The following is a 16963-nucleotide window of genomic DNA, read 5'->3' on the forward strand; positions in this document are numbered from 1 at the left end:
GCACCTAAGGTCCGCCTGGGATTGTGGCGGTTCGTCGCAGTGAGATGTGATGGTCATGCGTCGTGTGATCGCGATTGCGTTTGCGGGGGCGAGCTTGGCGGGCTGCTCCTCGGCCTCGTGGGACATGTTCAAGTCGACGCCCCCGGCCGTCCAGGTCCGGCTGGAATCAAGTCCACCGGGCGCCGAGGCCGTCACCTCGCTCGGCCCGGGCTGCAAGACCCCTTGCGCGGTCTCGGTTCCAGCGCCGGATGCTCCCTTCACCGTCAGCTACACGCTAATCAACTACCTCCCGGCCTCGGTGCCGGTGAACGTCACCAAGACGCCCGGCGATTTCTCCACACCCGCATCGGTGACGACCGATCCCAACCCGGTATTCGTCGAGTTGCAACCGGCCGTGCCGCCAAAACCGGTGAAGAAGCCGCATCGGCCAAAGAAGCCGAAGGCGCCGAAGGCAGCAACGCCGGCCGCGGCAGACTCTCCGTTCCCCGATCCGAACTCGGCGCCGCCTCCCGCCGCGCCGCCGCCCACGGCCCCCGCACCAACGCGCTAATACGGTGCAGCGCACGATTGTCGGCAATGGCGGGGATGCTTAGATTGCCTCCAGTATGATTGTCACTGCGCAAGGCGCGGTGATCGCGATCGTGACAAGGCTTGTTGAATGAACGGACCCGCTGTGAGTCGCCTGTCCCCGCTGTCGAGCCCGATGACCGACCCGTTCGGCCGGACCATCACCTATTTGCGGGTCTCCGTCACCGATCGCTGCGACCTGCGCTGCTTCTACTGCATGTCGGAAGACATGACGTTCCTGCCCAAGGCAGACCTCTTGACACTGGAGGAACTCGACCGGCTCTGCTCGGCCTTCATCGCCAAGGGCGTGAAAAAGCTGCGGCTGACCGGCGGAGAGCCCCTGGTCCGCCGCAACGTGATGTCGCTGGTGCGCTCGCTGTCACGCCATTTGCAAAGCGGCGCGCTCGGCGAGTTGACGCTGACCACCAACGGAACGCAGCTGGCCAAGCATGCGCGGGAACTCGCCGATTGCGGTGTCCGCCGCATCAACGTCTCACTCGACACGCTCGATCCGCAGAAGTTTCGCGAGATCACCCGCTGGGGCGAGATCGACAAGGTCCTGGAGGGCATCGAGGCGGCACGCGCGGCCGGGCTCGCGGTCAAGATCAACGCGGTGGCGCTGAAGAATCTCAACGAGGACGAGCTCCCCTCGCTGATGCAGTGGGCGCACGGCAAGGGCATGGGCCTCACGCTGATCGAGGTGATGCCGATGGGAGAGATCGGCTCGGGCCGCATCGACCAGTATCTGCCGCTGTCGCTGGTGCGCGCGCGGCTCGCCCAGCAATTCACGCTGACGGACTTGAGTGAGACGACGGGCGGTCCGGCGCGCTATGTCAGCGTCGCGGAGACCGGCGGCAAGCTCGGCTTCATCACGCCGATGACCCACAACTTCTGCGAATCCTGCAACCGGGTGCGCATCACCTGCACTGGTACCCTGCACACCTGCCTCGGTCACGAGGATGCCTCCGACTTGCGCAAGCCTCTGCGAGAGTCCACTGAGGATGCGCTGCTTGCGGCCGCGATCGACCGTGCGATTGGCCTCAAACCCAAAGGGCACGATTTCATCATCGACCGCCGGCACAACCGCCCGAGCGTCAGCCGGCACATGAGCGTTACTGGCGGCTAGGAGAATTACGGGGGCCGCCGATAACCTAACCCCCTGAGCAAGCGTCAATTTGCCCATTTTCCGATTGACGGCGCGCGAGCCCGCTGAAATGGTGCCTGCGCCTTGGCTGTCCGGCAGCATAAGCCGGCGCGCTGCCTAGAAGGCGAGCGCGATCAAGATGGCGAGGCACGAGGGAGGACTGTCGCTGCAATCGCTCCGGATGACGAGCCGTCAAGGTCGCGTGTATTTCGCGCGCCGGCCGAGCAATGCATGCACATGCACCCCCCAATGAATAATAAAGGCCGCGGCGGAGAAAAGTAAGATGCGTCCATTGTTGGCGGTGAGCAACGCCATCGACCTCCTCAATGAAAAGATCGGCAACATCTGTAACCTGCTGGTGCTGCTGGCGTGCCTCGTCAGCGCTGCCAATGCCATGATCCGCTACGCCTTCAGCTACTCGTCGAACGGCTGGCTGGAATTGCAATGGTACATGTTCGCCGTGCTCGTGATGTTCGGCGCGTCCTATACCTTCAAGCGCAACGAGCACGTCCGCGTCGAGATCTTCTATCTGATGCTGTCCGAGCGCGGCCAGCTCTGGCTCGATCTGATCGGCACGCTCTTCTTCCTGATCCCCTCCTGCCTCCTGCTCGCAAAACTCTCCTGGCCGTTCTTCATGCAGGCCTATGACGTCGGCGAGATGTCCGGCAATGCCGGCGGCCTGATCCGCTGGCCGATCAAGTTCGTGATCCCCGCAGGTTTCGTGATGCTGGCGCTGCAGGGTGTATCCGAAGTCATCAAGCGTATCGCGGCTCTCCAGGGCTATGTGACGATCGACGCCAAGTACGAGAGACCGACCCAATGACCATTACGCTGGAGATGATGCCGCCGATGATGTTCGGCGGCCTGGTGGTGGCGATGCTGATCGGCTACCCCGTCGCGTTCACGCTGGCGGCGCTCGGCCTCTCCTTCGGCTTCCTCGCGATCCATCTCGGCTTCTTCGACCTGAACTTCCTTCAGGCGATTCCGGGCCGCGTGTTCGGCAGCGTGCTCGCCAACGAGCTGTTGCTCGCGATCCCGTTCTTCACCTTCATGGGCGCGGTGCTGGAGCGGTGCGGGCTAGCCGAGGACATGCTGGATTCCATGGGCCAGCTCTTCGGCCCGATCCGCGGCGGCCTCGGCTACTCCGTGATCATCGTCGGCTTCATCCTGGGCGCCATCACCGGCACGGTGGCGGCGCAGGTCATCGCCATGGCGCTGATCTCGATGCCGGTGATGATTCGCTACGGCTACAACATCCGCTACATCACGGGCGTGCTGGCGGCCTCCGGCACCATCACGCAGCTCGTGCCGCCCTCCCTGGTGCTGATCGTGCTCGCCGACCAGCTCGGCAAGTCCGTCGGCGACATGTATCTCGGCGCCTGGGGTCCTTCGATCTTCCAGATCGTGCTGTTTGCCGGCTACACTTTCGTGCTCGGCATCATCAAGCCCCACCACGTGCCTGCAGTGCCGAAAGAGGCGCGCACGCTGGCCGGTTGGGCGCTGTGGAAGAAGTGCCTGCTCGGCATCATTCCGTCCGCGGTCCTGATCTTCGTCGTGCTCGGCACCATGATGCTGGGACTTGCGACCCCGACCGAAGCCGGCGCGATGGGCGCGGTCGGCGCCATCGTCCTCGCCGCCATCCACCACAAGGACTTTTCCTCCACGGGACGCAAGATCCTGATCATCGGCGTCATCACCGCCGGCATCGGCACGATCGTCGCGATGCTGTTCAGCGAGAACATCGTCTTCAAGATCGCCTATGCGATCACCTACCTCGCGGTTGCCTGGATCTGCATCGAGGCGGCCCGCATTCCGGACCTGCGCGATCTGATCAAGCAGGGCTACGAGACGACCATGCGCATCACCTGCATGGTCACCTTCATCCTGATCGGCTCGACGTGCTTCTCGATCGTGTTCCTGGGCTGCAACGGCGGCGTCTGGCTCGAGCACCTGCTCACGTCCCTGCCCGGCGGCGTCTGGGGCTTCCTGATCTTCATCAACCTCTTCATCTTCTTCGTCGCGTTCTTCCTCGACTTCTTCGAGATCGCATTCATCATCCTGCCGATGATCGCGCCGATCGCGCAGAAGATGCTGGCGCCGGTGGTCGGCCCCGACGCCGCGCTGATCTGGTTCGGCGTCATGCTCTGCGTGAACATGCAGACCTCGTTCCTGCATCCGCCGTTCGGCTTCGCGCTGTTCTACCTGCGTGGCGTCGCGCCGCGCTCGGTGAAGAGCTCGGACATCTATTGGGGCGCGGTGCCCTGGATCGGATTGCAGATGATCATGGTGCTGCTCGTGATCGTCTTCCCGTCCGTGGTGACGGGCCTGCTCGACAAGCCGGTCACTGTCGATCTCGACAAGGTGAAGATCGAGGTGCCACAGATCGACTTGCCCCCGCTCGACCTCGGCCCGCCGCAGAAGTAGGCCGCGCGCGCTTTTTCCTTCTTCCCTTGCGGAAGAAGGTGGCGCGCGAAAGCGCCGGATGACGGGTTCTCTCCGCGCTCCATACAGGAGTTGATCTCGCGGAGAGAACCCCTCATCCGGCTCGCATCTGACGATGCGATCCACCCGCTCCCGCAAGGGGAGAGGCTGCAGCAGACATCTTTTCCGCCAGCTTGAAGCACAGCGTGAACTGCGCGCCGCCGCCGGGGAGATTTTCGACGGCGATGCTGGCCGCGTGATCCTCCGCGACGCCGCGCACGATCGACAGCCCGAGGCCCGCACCGTCGCTGCGCTGGCGGTCGGCGCGCCAGAAGCGCTGAAAGATCAGCTCGCGCTCGGCTTCCGCGATGCCCGGACCGCAGTCGCGCACCCGCACCACGCCATCGCCGCTGACCTCGACGTCAACGGCGGTCTCCTTCGCGGTGAACTTGATGGCGTTTTCCGCGAGATTGAAGATCGCCCGCTGCAGCATCTCGGAATTGCCGTGGATCAGGACCGGCGCATCGGTGCCCCTTAGCGCGATATCCTTGTGCTGGGCGAGCGCGAGCGGCGCGATCGAGCCGATCACCTCGGCGCAGACGGCACGCAGGTCTGCGGTCTCGCCGGGATCGAGCACCAGCGTATCGAGCTCGGCGATCTCCAGCAGCTGCGCAACGATCCGGCTCATGCCCTCGATGTCGGCGTGCAGCGACTCCTTGGCCGCGCCATCGCCCAATGTCTCGATCCGCGTGCGCAGGATCGCGAGCGGGGTGCGCAGCTGATGCGCGGCGTCCGCGGTGAACTGCCGCTGCACGCGAAAGCCATCCTCGAGCCGGTCGAGCGCCTGGTTGACGGCGGTAACCAGCGGCATGATCTCGCGTGGGATCTGCTCCGTCGGCAGACGGATATCGGTGCGCGCCGGACTGATATTGGTCGCCTCCTCCGAGGCCTTCAGCAGCGGCGAGATGGCGCGGCGGAAGATGATGATGTCGGTGGCAAGCAGAACCAGGAGGATCGGAATCGTGATCCAGCCGACGCGCCGGAAGAAGTTGGCGACGATGTCGTCGATGATGACGTCGCGATGGGCGAGATCCTCGGCGACCTGGATGCGCACGGTCTTGTCGTCGACGGTGCGCGTGACGCCCGCGCCGGAAATGGTCTCCGAGGCTGCCGCTCCGGTCTTCTTGTGCGAGGAGAACAGCACCCTGCCGTCGGCATCGCTGATGTCGTATTGATAGCGGCCATAGGCCTCCGAATAGAGGCCGCGGAGGCTGTCAGGCAGGTTGAACGTGATCCTGCCGTCCGGCTGCACGGCAATACGTTCGGCCAGCACCTCGGCCTGCGCGCGCATGGCCGCGCGATGCAGCTCGCCGATCTCCGAGTTCAACAGCCAGAACAAGACCAGCGGCAGGAAGATCGCCACCACGGCGACCGCGACGATGTGCAGGAAGACGACGCGCCAGATCAGCGATTTGAATGTCGGCGACCTCAGGCGCAGCACGCTACTTCTCCTCGGCCATCAGGTAGCCGACACCCCGGATGGTATGGATCACGACCTTGGCGCCGTGCTCGGCGAGCTGCTTGCGCAGCCGCGAGACGTAGACTTCCACGGCGTTGGAGGCGACCTCGCCCTCGAGCCCGAAAATGTGGTCCTCGACGTTCTTCTTCGGCACCACCCGCCCCTGCCGCCGCAGCAGGATCTCCAGCACCGATGTCTCGCGCGAGGAGATGATCCGCGGCTGGTCGTCGACGAATATCTGCCGGCTCTCGGTGTCGTAGACGAGATTGGCTAGCCGCAGCGAACGGCCGAGCAACTGGCCGGGGCGGCGCAGGATCGCCTCCAGCCGCGCCACCAGCTCCTCCAGCGCGAACGGCTTTGCGAGATAATCGTCGGCGCCGCTGCGCAGGCCGCTGACACGATCCTGCAAGCCGCCGCGCGCGGTCAGCACCAGCACCGGCAGCGGGTCCATGTGGCGGCGCAGCTCTCGCAGCACCGCAAGACCATCGCCATCGGGCAGACCGAGATCGAGGATCATCGCGGCATAGCTGACATTGCGTACCGCCTCGCGCGCCTCGGCCGCGCTGCTGACGATGTCGCTCTGATAGCCCGCCGCGATCAGGCCGTTCGCGACCAGTCGCGACAGCTCGACATTGTCCTCGACGATCAGAAGACGCATTCGTCCAATCCGCAATTGCAACAGGCCCGAATAGCCTGCGCTCCATGACCGATGTCTCCCATCATTCGTTGGCTTCGGCCAGCAAAAAAGCTGGCGCTTCCGGCATGCTGCGGCGCGTAAGGTGGGCGTCAGGCAAGCCTGATACCAGAGTTCCGCCTTTTGCCACGACGTTTGCGTCGCCGCGCCTCCGCTGCACGGCGATGGTCCGGTTGTGAGCAAACGCGTCCGAAACAACCAAGGTGAGCATGGGCTATGGCATTTCGCATCAAGCATGCGGGCTTTGCAGCGAGCATTGCTGCGGCGGCCGTGCTCGCTGTCGGCGCCTGGTTGTTGACGCGAACCAACGAGGTGCGCCCGGCCAAGGCAGACCAGCCGGCCACCGACAGCGACGTCGATATCGCTCAACAAGCCGTGAACGTCACTGGCAAGCAAGTTGAGGGCTTCAAAGTTCTGCCCGCCGAGCCGCGCGCCTTCCGCGTCATGAAGAACGCTGTCGGATCGATTGACTTCAACCAGAACATGCTGGTGCAGGTGTTCACGCCCAACGCAGGCAAGATCGTCGACACATTTTTCAACGTCGGCGAGACCGTCGCCAAGGGACGGACGCTGTTCACCATCGACAGCCCCGACCTGCTTCAGGCCGAGTCCACCCTGCTCGCGGCCGCCGGCGTGCTGGAGCTCCAGACCCGCACACTGACGCGCGTCAAGCAGCTTCTGAAGACCGGCGGCGGCGCACAGAAGGACGTCGACCAGGCGACCTCCGATCAGCAGACCGCGGAAGGCAACTACAAGGCCGCGCGCGATGCCGTGCGCATCTTCGGCAAGACCGATGAGGAGATCGATCGCATCGTCGCCGACCGCAAGGTCGATTCCATCCTGATCGTGCCGAGCCCGATCTCGGGCCAGGTCGTCGCCCGCAATGCGGCACCGGGACTTTACGTTCAACCCGGCAACGCGCCGGCGCCCTTCACCTTGGCCGACCTCTCGACGATGTGGATGGTCGCCAACGTCATCGAGATCGACGCGCCGGCCTACCAGATCGGCCAGGCGGTCACCGTCAGCGTCCCCGCTTATCCGGACGAGGTGTTTCGGGGCCACGTCACCACGCTGGGGCTCAACATCGATCCGAACACGCACAGGCAGCTCGTCCGCTCGGTGATCGACGATCCCACCCACAAGCTGCGCGCCGGCATGTTGGCGAGCTTCACCATCGAGATCGACGGCCCGAAACTCTCGGTTGGCGTGCCCTTGGACGCCGTGGTTCGCGAAGGTGACGGCACCATGACGGTCTGGGTCACCACCGACCGGCACCGCTTCGAGCGGCGTAACGTGAAGGTCGGCATTGCCCAGGATGGGTGGTGGCAGGTCCTCGACGGCCTGAAGCCGGGCGAGCTCGTCGCCTCGACCGGCGCCATCTTCCTCTCCAACAAGCTCGCCACCGCCACCACGGGCTGAAACCCCTGTCCGCCAACCGCGCCCTGCGGCGCCAAGTCCAAGATCTTGGTCAAGAGCATCATCAATTTCGGCCTGACCCGCAGCGCGATCGTCGTGCTCGGCCTCGTCGTGTTCTGCGCCGCCGGGCTTGCGGCCTTCGGCAAGCTCAACATCGAGGCCTATCCCAATCCGGCGCCCGTGATCCTGGAGATCACCGCGCAGGCGCCGGGGCTGTCGGCCGAGGAGATGGAGAAGTACTACACCATCCCGATGGAGGTCGGGCTGTACCCTACGCCAGGCGTCGTCAGCATCCGTTCGACCTCGTTCTACGGCTTGTCCTTCGTTCGTGTCACCTTCCGCTACGGCGTTGACTATTACTTCGCGCTGACGCAGGCCGCCAACAGCATCCAGCAGAACATCACCCTGCCCGGCAATCTGGTGCCGACGATCCAGCAGTCGAGCCTGGTCGGCGAGATCTATCGTTACCAGCTCGTCGGCCCGCCGAACTTCGGGCTGACCAATCTGCGCACGCTGCAGGACTATGTCGTCACCCGTCGCCTGATGACCATTCCGGGCGTGGTGCAGATCAATTCCTGGGGCGGCACGACCAAGCAGTTCAACGTCGACGCCGACCTCGCCAAGCTCGAGGCCTACAACATCACCGTGCCGCAGCTCGTCACCGCGCTCGGCAATGCCAACGTCAATGTTGGCGGGCGCGAGATCGCGATCGGCCAGCAGTCGATCAACATCCGCGGCATCGGCCTGATCGACTCCGGTGGCGCCGACGACATCACCAAGGGCTACAAGGTCGGCGACATCGAGAATATCGTTCTCAGCCAGTCGGGTGGTCTGCCGCTCCAGATCAAGGACGTCGCAAAAGTCTCGGTCGGATACGTGCCGCGGCTCGGCATCGCCGGCAAGGACAAGGACGATGACGTCGCCGCCGCCATCGTCGTCATGGGCCGCACCCAGCACACCAACGACATCCTTCCGAAGGTCGAGGAAGAGGTCGCCAAGATCAACAGCGACGGCACCTTGCCGGCAGGCGTGAAGGTCGTGTCCTATTACGACCGCAGCTCGCTCGTCGGCGTCACGACTCACACGGTGCTGCACAACCTCGTATTCGGCTGCCTCCTGGTGTTCGTGATCCAATGGGTGTTTCTGGGCGATCTGCGCAGCGCGCTGATCGTCTCGGCCAACATTCCGTTCGCGCTGTTCTTCGCCATCATCATTCTGGTGCTGCAAGGCGAGGACGCCAATTTGCTGTCGCTCGGCGCGGTCGATTTCGGCATCATCGTCGATTCCGCTGTCATCATGATGGAGAATATTTTTCGCAATTTCCAATCGAGCCCTGAGAGCCGCGCGCGCGTGCTGCGAAATCTCGCGGAAGGCTTTTGGGGCACTGATCCGACCGCGCCCACCCATGGCCAGCCTTCCAGCGCCCGCTGGACCGAGCGGCTACGGATGATTTTCGTCAGCGCGCTCCAGGTCGACAAGGCGGTGTTCTTCACCGCCGCGATCACCGTGACCGCCTTCGTGCCGCTGTTCACCATGCAGGGCGTCGAGGGCCAGATCTTCGGTCCGATGGCTCGTACCTATGGTTACGCGCTCGCGGGCGCCCTGCTCGCCACCTTCACGGTGACACCGGTGCTCGCCGCGCTGCTGCTGCCCGAGCATATCGAGGAAACCGAGACGGTCATCGTGCGGTGCTTGCGCAAGGTCTACACGCCGGTGTTGCGCTGGGCGCTGTCGCAGGTGAAGCTGGCGGTGACGGTGGGCGTCATCTTCCTCGCCATCTCGACGCTCGCGGCAAGCCGGCTCGGCAGCGAATTCCTGCCGGCGCTCGAAGAGGGCAATTTCTGGATCCGCGCCGCGATGCCGCCGACGATCTCGCTCGAAGCCGGCACCGAGGCGACGCGCAAGATGCGCGACATCCTGCTCCGGCACCCCGAGATCATCACGGTCGTCTCCCAGCACGGCCGCCCTGACAACGGCAGCGACGCCTCGCCCTTCTCCAACGTCGAGCTGTTCGCACCGATCAAGCCGTTCGACGAATGGCCGAAGGGCCTGACCAAGGAGAAGCTTACCGAGGAGCTCCAGAAGGAGTTCGACGAGGAGCTTCCCGGCGTCACCTTCAACTTCTCCCAATACATCCAGGACAACGTCGAGGAAGCGCTGTCCGGCGTGAAGGGCGCCAACTCGGTCAAGATCATCGGCCCGAATCTGGACGTGCTGGAGCAGACCGCCACCAAGGTCATGGACGTCATGCGGGACGTCCGCGGCGTCGCCGATCTCGGCGTCTTCCACCTCGTCGGCCAGCCCAACCTCAACATCAGGGTCGTCAGAGAGAAAGCCGCGCGCTACGGACTCAACACCGGCGACATCACTGCCGTGGTGCAGGCCGCGCTCGGCGGCACCATCGCGACGAACGTGCTGGAAGGCGATCGTTCCTTCGCGGTGGCGGTCCGGCTCGATCACAAATTCCGGGAGAGCATCGACGCGGTGCGCGACCTCAAGGTCGCCTATTCGACGCCGTCGGGCATCAATGCCTACATCCCCCTGAGCGAGCTTGCCGACATCACCCTCGATACCGGCGCGCTGTTCATCTATCGCGAGCGCAGCCAGCGCTACATCCCGATCAAATTCAGCGTGCGCGGCCGTGATCTCGGCGGCACGGTCGCCGAGGCGCAGCAGCGCGTCGCGGAAGATGTCCAGCTTCCGCCCGGCTATCGCATCATCTGGTCCGGCGAGTTCGACAACCTCGAGGCGGCGAAGGCGCGCCTCATGGTCGTTGTGCCGGTGACCCTGCTCCTGATCTTCGTCTTGCTCTATAGCCTCTTCAATTCGGTACGCGACAGCCTGCTCGCGCTCGCCGGCATTCCTTTCGCCGTCGGCGGCGGGCTGATTGCGTTGTACCTCGCCAATCTCGATTTCAGCATCTCGGCCGCGATCGGGTTCATCTCGCTGTTCGGCGTCGCCGTGATGGACGGCATCCTGAACATCACTTATTTCCGCGAGCTGCGCGCCTCCGGCATGAGCATCGCGGAGGCCGTGTTCTCCGGCGCGGAGCAGCGCATGCGGCCGATGTTGATGACCGCGCTCTCGGCCGGCGTCGGACTGTTTCCGGCGGCGCTGTCGCACGGCATCGGCAGCCAGGTGCAGCGGCCGCTTGCGACCGTCGTGGTCGGCGGCATGTTCATCGGCCCGCTCCTTCTGCTCGTGGTCGCGCCGGCGCTACGCAAGATCTTCCTGTCGCGGGAACGAGCCGTTCCGCACGAGAACCGCGCGACGACCGCGCCTCCCGAAGCGGTTCGTTAGGACGGTTGCGATGCGCCGCGTGATGATCAAGAGCACAATACGCAACGCACTGCTCGCCAGCGCAGCAAGCCTGTCCCTCGCAAGCTGCGCCGTCGGCCCCAACTTCGAGCCGCCGCCGGCGCCCGACGTCTCCCGCTATACCCCGGAGCCGCTCGCCTCGCCCCGCGCCGATACCGATGGTCCGCGCGTGCCACGGCAGCAATTCGTCGAGGGCGCCGACATCCCGACGCGCTGGTGGGCGGCGTTTCGCTCGAAACCGCTGAACCAGTTGATCCGCCTTTCGGTCGAGCACAATCCCTCGCTGCAATCGGCCGAAGCTGCGATTAAGGTTGCCAATTTCAACGCGCTCGCACAACGCGGCCTGTTCTTCCCGCAGGTCGGCGTCAACACCACGCCGTCCGACCAGCAATTCTCCAACGCGACGCAGTCCAGTCCGATGGACGCGCCGCAGTCGCGCTATACGCTGCACACGGTGCAGCTCAATATCAGCTTCGTGCCCGACATTTGGGGCCAGAACTTCCGCGCCGTCGAAAGCTTGGATGCCCAGACCGAGCAGGCCCAGTTCCAGCTCGAGGCAGCCTATCTGGCGCTGACCGCCAATGTCGTCACGGCGGCCATTCAAGAGGCCTCGCTGCGCGGCCAGATCGCCGCGACCGAGCGCATCGTCAAGATCGAACGCGACATCCTCGGCATTCTCAAGACCCAGTTCGAGGCGGGTCAGGCCGCGCAGGTCGACGTGCTCACGCAAGAGACCGCCCTCGCCCAGGCCGAGCAGACTCTGCCGCCGCTGCAAAAGCAGCTCGCGGTGCAACGCGATCTCCTCACCGCACTCGCGGGACAGTTCTCCGCCGACGAGGTGCTGCAAAAATTCGACCTCCAGCACCTCGCTTTGCCCGCCAACCTGCCGGTAAGCCTGCCGAGCACGCTGGTCGCCCAGCGCCCCGACGTGCGCGCAGCCGAAGCGAACATGCATTCAGCGAGCGCTCAAATCGGCGTCGCGATCGCCGCGCGGTTGCCGAACCTCATGCTGACGGGCAATCCAAGCACCAGCGCCTTCAAGCCGGCCGAATTGTTCACGCAGGGCACGCTGTTCTATACGGTGGCCGCGAGCGCGACGCAGCCGCTGTTTGATGGCCTCACCCTCTATCACAAGCAGAAGGCCGCCGAGGCCGCGCTCGACCAGGCCGAGGCGCTCTACCGCCAGGCCGTCATCACGGCGATGCAGAACGTCGCCGACGCGCTGCGTTCCCTGCAAGCGGACGCGCGCGCCGTGCAGGCCGCGATCAAGGCCGAGACCGCGGCGAAAGCGAGCCTCGATATCGTGCAGAAGCAGCTCGTGCTCGGCCAGATCACCCAGGTCACGGTGCTGAACGCGCAGCAGGCCTATTTCAACGCCGCGATCACCCGCGTGCAGGCCGAGGCGACGCGGCTCTCGGACACCGCGGCGCTGTTCATGGCGCTCGGCGGCGGCTGGCCGGCGCAATGCACAACAGCCGTCTGGCGCGAATGTGTGTTTGCAGACCAGCCTGCCCCTGCCATGAAGGTCAGCGAGGCCAAATTATCGTCTCACTGATACAGTGGCAAAGACCCGGTGCTGGATACGCGGGTGGCGCAGTGATCGGTTCCACGAAGTAGGCTTTGGCAAGACCGAGATTTCGTGATGGGAGCATGCATGCACGTCTTCAGGTTCACGCTCGCATCCGCCTTCTGCTTGGTGGCGACGCTCGTCCACGCGGCCGGCTTTCGTCTGATCACGGTGCCGGCCGAGACCGGCTTGCCAATGCTCCGAGCTGCCGTGTGGTCTCCTTGCCCGGAACAGCCAGGCGAGATGAAAATTCGCACGACTGTTCTGCTCGCGACAGAGAACTGCGTCGTGTCCGGTGAAAAATTGCCATTGATCGTGATCTCGCATGGCTACGGAGGATCGTTCGTCGGTCACCATGACACGGCCGAGGTCCTCGCGGATGGCGGGTTCGTCGTTGTCGCGCTCAATCATCCGGTCGACGCAGGGGGCGGCGATATGAGCCGTGCGGACACGCTCGCCGCGTACGCTGAACGTCCGGCCGACATCAAGAGATTGATCGATTACATGCTCGCGACATGGTCTGATCATTCGAAACTCGATCCCCAAAATATAGGTTTCTTTGGTTTTTCGAGGGGCGGCTACACAGGCCTGATTGTCGCGGGCGGCAATCCCGATCTCCGAAGGGCTGTCGCGTTCTGCCCGGACGGTTCTGCGAAACCCAGCTGCACAGACCTGCGACGAAATGAGATCCCGACACAAGCATTCGTGCATGACCAGCGCCTCAAGGCCCTTGTCATTGCCGATCCGGCTTTCGGTCCATTGTTCGACCCGGACGGCTTGAAGAACGTGAAAATCCCGACCCAACTTTGGGCGTCGGAGCTGAGTGGAGAAGACAAAACCGGCGGCGAAGTCACGCCGGACTATGTTTCAGCGATTGATCGCGACCTGCCGATCAAACCCGATTACCACCTGGTGCCGGGCGCCGGTCATTTTGCATTCCTTCCGCCCTGCACGCCGGATCTGGCGAAGAGACTGCCCAGCATATGTACCGACAGACCCGCGTTCGACCGGGTCGCCTTTCATGCGGAGTTCAACGCCGCCATACTGGCCTTCTTCCGAAAGCATCTGGCAAGGACTGATCAGCCTTGAGGGGGCGGGTCTCGGCCAGCAACGAACCCCATCCGCCTCTTCGACATCTGTAAGCTTCATGTAAGCATTGCAAGTGAACGGCCGTCGCGATCTGGCCTGCCCGACCTCACGGCTTGATCGCCTCGCGGCAGCTGACACTGACACGAATATGCGGCATCCTGAGTTCATGTGTCAGCGGCTGGCATCAATGCCTCATCGTCTCGAGTTGCGGTGACGCAGTCGAACTTCGGCGGACGAGTGCTCTTGATGGGGTGACTCATGAGACGGCGCGACTTCGTTTTTGGAACCGTCGGTGCGCTGGTATCTCCAGCCTTCGTCGCTGCGGAGGCGCGAAGCCCCGTTCGCAAAGTTGGCTTTCTGTTTCCTGGTCCCGAGGATCTGTTGAAGTCGCGCCGTGTCTGGCTGTTGGAGGGATTGGGCAGCGAGGGCTTTCATGAGCCGGACCAGATCGTTCTTGTCACGCGGGCCAGCGGCGCAGATGAAGCGAGCATCGTGCCGCTGCTCAAGGAGTTGATTTCTGAGGGGATCGACGTTCTGATTACCACTGGCCCCTCAAACATGAGAGCGGCTCATGCCCTGACCCGCACGATTCCCATCGTGACATTCGCTTTGGACGGCGATCCTGTCGAAGCCGATTGGCTCGGCAGCTATGCCCATCCCGGCGGTAATATCACCGGCGTTTTCGCCGACTTCCCCGAGTTCAGCAGCAAATGGCTTGAACTCCTCAAGGAAGCTATTCCCGGCTGCGCAACCGTTGTTGATCTCTGGGACCCGGCTACATCTATCGTGCAACCAACGGCAGTTGCCAATGCCGCCCAGTCTGCTGGCGTCAGGACCGAGACGATTGAAATCAAATCGTTTGCCGATCTCGAGGGAGCTTTCGCGGCCGCCAGCGCACGCCGCCCGGATGGACTTCTGATTTTGTCGTCCCCGATTGTGTCTATCAATTCCAAACAGATGGCCGAACTGTCTCTCAAATATCGGCTGCCGGCGGTTTCGCCGTTTGCAAATTTTGCCCGTGCCGGCGGGCTGATGTCCTACGGGCCGAATTTGGAGGGCATTTATCGCCAGACCGCGTCGATGGCCGGAAAGATCTTGCAAGGAGCAAAGCCTGCCGACCTACCGGCGGAGCGCCCGACCCGATTTGATCTGGTCGTGAATTTGAAGACGGCAAAGGCTCTGAATCTGACCATGCCGACATCCATGCTCCTCCGGACCGACGAGGTTATCGAGTAACCGGCATGCCGAATTGAACAATGACGTCGGCTGAAGAAGAGCAGCCGACGCAATTCGAGCTTGTGATCAACCTGCGAACCGCAAAAGAAGCGATTCTTCCGCCTGACCGGCGCGAAGCTGACGGAGCTGGCTAAAACATAAGCTCGTGGCACGTAGGATGGGTAGAGCGAAAGCGAAACCCATAGCTGGCAGGTCGGCCGGTGACCCAACTCGGCCCCAAGTGGTGTCCACTGTCGCACGGTCGTCGGCGCCGGGGCTCGCCAATTTCAGATTATGCGATGATGGTCAGTCGCCACCAGATCAAACGGCAAGGCAAACTGCGGCAGCGCCCAGAACTACCTTTCAAGGCTGCGGACTGACATCGATCCGGGATCGGTGCGGATCATACTTGCCTTCTTGCCGTCGGCGGTGACAAAAACGTCCCAATGAGTTTGCAGATTGGGTAGAGCCAGCGAGTCTATCGTGATTCTTCCGGCGCAATCTCCGTTCAAAGTGTAGGTACCCTTCAGCCTCTGTTCTCTGGCAATCTTTCCCCCGCGGCTGGAGGTCTCGGCACCGGAAAGCTTGGCAACACCATCGAACACAAGCAGTCCGGAATGGACTCGCTGCACATTAGGCGCAAGCGGCTCGATAAAGCCTCTCGCTGAAAATATGTACTGGCCCTGCAATGTCTGAGGCGAGCATTCGGCGCTGGCTGCCGTCGAAACAACCAGCAGGAAAAGCGCGCCGATGATCGTAGGCTTAGTCATTGAAGGGATCCCCAATATTCGCCAACTGGCACTCTTCAACAAAATCTTCGCCGATACAACCTCCGGTGCAAGCTCGTCGCTCCGATTTTGCGGGCCGCGATTACGCCTCTTTCGAAGTGCAGAGCAGACGTGATTTGCTAACCGCCTACCGCGACGCATCAGCCATCTCCCGATCTTGCTGGACCACCTGATCAGGACTCGTTATTCGCCGTGCGCAAACGACTCGTCGACCACTGGAGTGAATATTGAGAACAGCCAGAACTGTAACTCTCATTTCCTCGTTGGTCATCGCAATCTTGCTGATGGCTCCGGGTACGATCTTGGCTCAGTCTCTACCGGACGACGGAATGTTCGATGCGGTCACGGTCATCAACGGGATGCAGATTACTCGGCCAGCCTGCGAAGAAATGGAGCACCGCCAGACCGCGGTTTGGGTTCGCGTTGAGAATCGGAGTTACTGCCTCAGGTACTATGCCGCCGGCCTCGCACTCAATGGGCAGAATTCGCTTGTTGCTGCCTGGATGCCCGGGGATGTGATGGGAGGCCCGCGAGGTGTCGCCCATCAGCAAGGATTGGGGGTCGCATCGATGGTTGAACAGTCCATGACCTTATCCAACCGATACGCCATACCTTATATTTTCCTCGCGCGACCTGGCACCTATGGCAGCGCCGGCAAACACTATGACGTCAGGCACACGCCTCTAGAAGCGAGACTGATGGAAGCTCAGATTGATGCGTTGAAGGCTCGTTACCACATCGATCGATGGGTGCTCGGTGGACACAGTGGTGGCGGAACGCTCGCCGCTGAATTCCTCGCCCGGCGCAACGATATTCAATGTGCGATCCTGTCCTCTCCTGCGGCCGCCTATCGCGCAAGACTGGAGAAAAGAGGCTTTGTGCGTCGTCTGAAGACAGAAGTGTTCTTTGATCCCTACGACTCGATACGTCAAATACCAAACCACCCCGGGCCACGGATATTCCTGCTTGCCGACCCGCGCGACACCAATATTCCGTTCTCTACGCAGGAGCTCTATTTCGATGAGTTGAAGCGGCGGGGCCTCGATGCCTGGATGGTACCGCTACAGAAAGCTCCCAAGCCAAAGTATCATAGCCTCGTTGACTTCGGAGAAACCGCGACTGGAATGTGCGCGAACGGAGCGACAACCGTTTCGATCCTCGAAAAATTGCGCGACATGCCACAGCAGTCAGATCGCATCTCGAACTGATCGGTCCGCCCAGATCC

General features: G+C 62.9%; 14 protein-coding genes. 10 read left to right on the forward strand and 4 right to left on the reverse strand.

Going from position 1 to position 16963, the window contains the following annotated elements:
- Nucleotides 1-55: 55 nt before the first annotated feature.
- The 4 genes from SO140_RS05775 to SO140_RS05790 all read left to right on the forward strand — a co-directional run bounded on the left by SO140_RS05775 (nt 56) and on the right by SO140_RS05790 (nt 4135).
- Entirely contained in the window at nt 56-550 is a 495-nt protein-coding gene (locus SO140_RS05775) for a hypothetical protein (protein WP_449378906.1), read from the forward strand.
- A gap of 108 nt (nt 551-658) precedes the next feature.
- Nucleotides 659-1693, forward strand: a complete 1035-nt coding sequence (gene moaA / locus SO140_RS05780) for a GTP 3',8-cyclase MoaA (RefSeq protein ID WP_474797049.1) — start codon at nt 659-661, stop codon at nt 1691-1693.
- A 301-nt stretch (nt 1694-1994) separates the two neighbouring features.
- The gene (locus tag SO140_RS05785; protein ID WP_027523609.1) at nt 1995-2534 is read left to right on the forward strand and encodes a TRAP transporter small permease subunit; all 540 of its coding nucleotides are present in this window, start codon (nt 1995-1997) and stop codon (nt 2532-2534) included.
- Nucleotides 2531-4135 (forward strand): TRAP transporter large permease, encoded by a 1605-nt coding sequence (locus tag SO140_RS05790; protein ID WP_449382249.1) that lies wholly within the window; start codon nt 2531-2533, stop codon nt 4133-4135. The genes SO140_RS05785 and SO140_RS05790 overlap by 4 nt, the downstream gene beginning before the upstream one ends.
- 112 nt (nt 4136-4247) lie before the next feature.
- Here the strand turns inward: SO140_RS05790 and SO140_RS05795 are convergent, their stop codons facing one another.
- The 3 genes from SO140_RS05795 to SO140_RS05805 all read right to left on the reverse strand — a co-directional run bounded on the left by SO140_RS05795 (nt 4248) and on the right by SO140_RS05805 (nt 6556).
- Entirely contained in the window at nt 4248-5633 is a 1386-nt protein-coding gene (locus tag SO140_RS05795) for a sensor histidine kinase (protein ID WP_449382248.1), read from the reverse strand.
- 1 nt (nt 5634) lies between these two features.
- Entirely contained in the window at nt 5635-6309 is a 675-nt protein-coding gene (locus SO140_RS05800; RefSeq protein ID WP_449382247.1) for a response regulator transcription factor, read from the reverse strand.
- A gap of 61 nt (nt 6310-6370) precedes the next feature.
- On the reverse strand, nt 6371-6556 hold the full coding sequence (locus SO140_RS05805) for a hypothetical protein (RefSeq protein ID WP_449382246.1): 186 nt from the start codon (nt 6554-6556) through the stop codon (nt 6371-6373).
- Nucleotides 6557-6561: 5 nt separating this feature from the next.
- Here SO140_RS05805 and SO140_RS05810 point away from each other — a divergent pair, with 5 nt between their 5' ends.
- From SO140_RS05810 to SO140_RS05830, 5 genes are all read left to right on the forward strand, one after another.
- Nucleotides 6562-7764, forward strand: coding sequence for an efflux RND transporter periplasmic adaptor subunit (locus SO140_RS05810; protein ID WP_449382245.1), 1203 nt, complete (start codon nt 6562-6564; stop codon nt 7762-7764).
- Between the two features lie 45 nt (nt 7765-7809).
- Entirely contained in the window at nt 7810-11061 is a 3252-nt protein-coding gene (locus SO140_RS05815) for an efflux RND transporter permease subunit (RefSeq protein ID WP_449382244.1), read from the forward strand.
- A gap of 10 nt (nt 11062-11071) precedes the next feature.
- Nucleotides 11072-12634, forward strand: a complete 1563-nt coding sequence (locus SO140_RS05820) for an efflux transporter outer membrane subunit (RefSeq protein WP_449382243.1) — start codon at nt 11072-11074, stop codon at nt 12632-12634.
- Nucleotides 12635-12733: 99 nt separating this feature from the next.
- Entirely contained in the window at nt 12734-13735 is a 1002-nt protein-coding gene (locus SO140_RS05825; RefSeq protein ID WP_449382242.1) for an alpha/beta hydrolase family protein, read from the forward strand.
- 258 nt (nt 13736-13993) lie between these two features.
- Entirely contained in the window at nt 13994-14971 is a 978-nt protein-coding gene (locus tag SO140_RS05830; RefSeq protein ID WP_449382241.1) for an ABC transporter substrate-binding protein, read from the forward strand.
- A gap of 335 nt (nt 14972-15306) precedes the next feature.
- Here SO140_RS05830 and SO140_RS05835 read toward each other — a convergent pair whose 3' ends face one another.
- Nucleotides 15307-15720, reverse strand: coding sequence for a hypothetical protein (locus SO140_RS05835; protein WP_449382240.1), 414 nt, complete (start codon nt 15718-15720; stop codon nt 15307-15309).
- Between the two features lie 347 nt (nt 15721-16067).
- On the opposite strand from SO140_RS05835, the gene SO140_RS05840 reads away from it, so the two are divergent.
- Nucleotides 16068-16946 (forward strand): alpha/beta hydrolase family protein, encoded by an 879-nt coding sequence (locus SO140_RS05840; protein ID WP_449382239.1) that lies wholly within the window; start codon nt 16068-16070, stop codon nt 16944-16946.
- Nucleotides 16947-16963 lie beyond the last annotated feature (17 nt).

The organism is Bradyrhizobium sp. UFLA05-108, assembly GCF_059803455.1.

Excerpts from the sequence above, each read along its gene's own strand:
- SO140_RS05775 (WP_449378906.1), top strand. The coding sequence starts at position 56 with ATGCGTCGTGTGATCGCGATTGCGTTTGCGGGGGCGAGCTTGGCGGGC.
- SO140_RS05820 (WP_449382243.1), top strand. The coding sequence starts at position 11,072 with ATGCGCCGCGTGATGATCAAGAGCACAATACGCAACGCACTGCTCGCC.
- SO140_RS05810 (WP_449382245.1), top strand. The coding sequence starts at position 6,562 with ATGGCATTTCGCATCAAGCATGCGGGCTTTGCAGCGAGCATTGCTGCG.
- SO140_RS05825 (WP_449382242.1), top strand. The coding sequence starts at position 12,734 with ATGCACGTCTTCAGGTTCACGCTCGCATCCGCCTTCTGCTTGGTGGCG.
- moaA (WP_474797049.1), top strand. The coding sequence starts at position 659 with ATGAACGGACCCGCTGTGAGTCGCCTGTCCCCGCTGTCGAGCCCGATG.
- SO140_RS05805 (WP_449382246.1), bottom strand. The coding sequence starts at position 6,556 with ATGCTCACCTTGGTTGTTTCGGACGCGTTTGCTCACAACCGGACCATC.
- SO140_RS05785 (WP_027523609.1), top strand. The coding sequence starts at position 1,995 with ATGCGTCCATTGTTGGCGGTGAGCAACGCCATCGACCTCCTCAATGAA.
- SO140_RS05840 (WP_449382239.1), top strand. The coding sequence starts at position 16,068 with ATGTTCGATGCGGTCACGGTCATCAACGGGATGCAGATTACTCGGCCA.
- SO140_RS05800 (WP_449382247.1), bottom strand. The coding sequence starts at position 6,309 with ATGCGTCTTCTGATCGTCGAGGACAATGTCGAGCTGTCGCGACTGGTC.
- SO140_RS05835 (WP_449382240.1), bottom strand. The coding sequence starts at position 15,720 with ATGACTAAGCCTACGATCATCGGCGCGCTTTTCCTGCTGGTTGTTTCG.
- SO140_RS05790 (WP_449382249.1), top strand. The coding sequence starts at position 2,531 with ATGACCATTACGCTGGAGATGATGCCGCCGATGATGTTCGGCGGCCTG.
- SO140_RS05830 (WP_449382241.1), top strand. The coding sequence starts at position 13,994 with ATGAGACGGCGCGACTTCGTTTTTGGAACCGTCGGTGCGCTGGTATCT.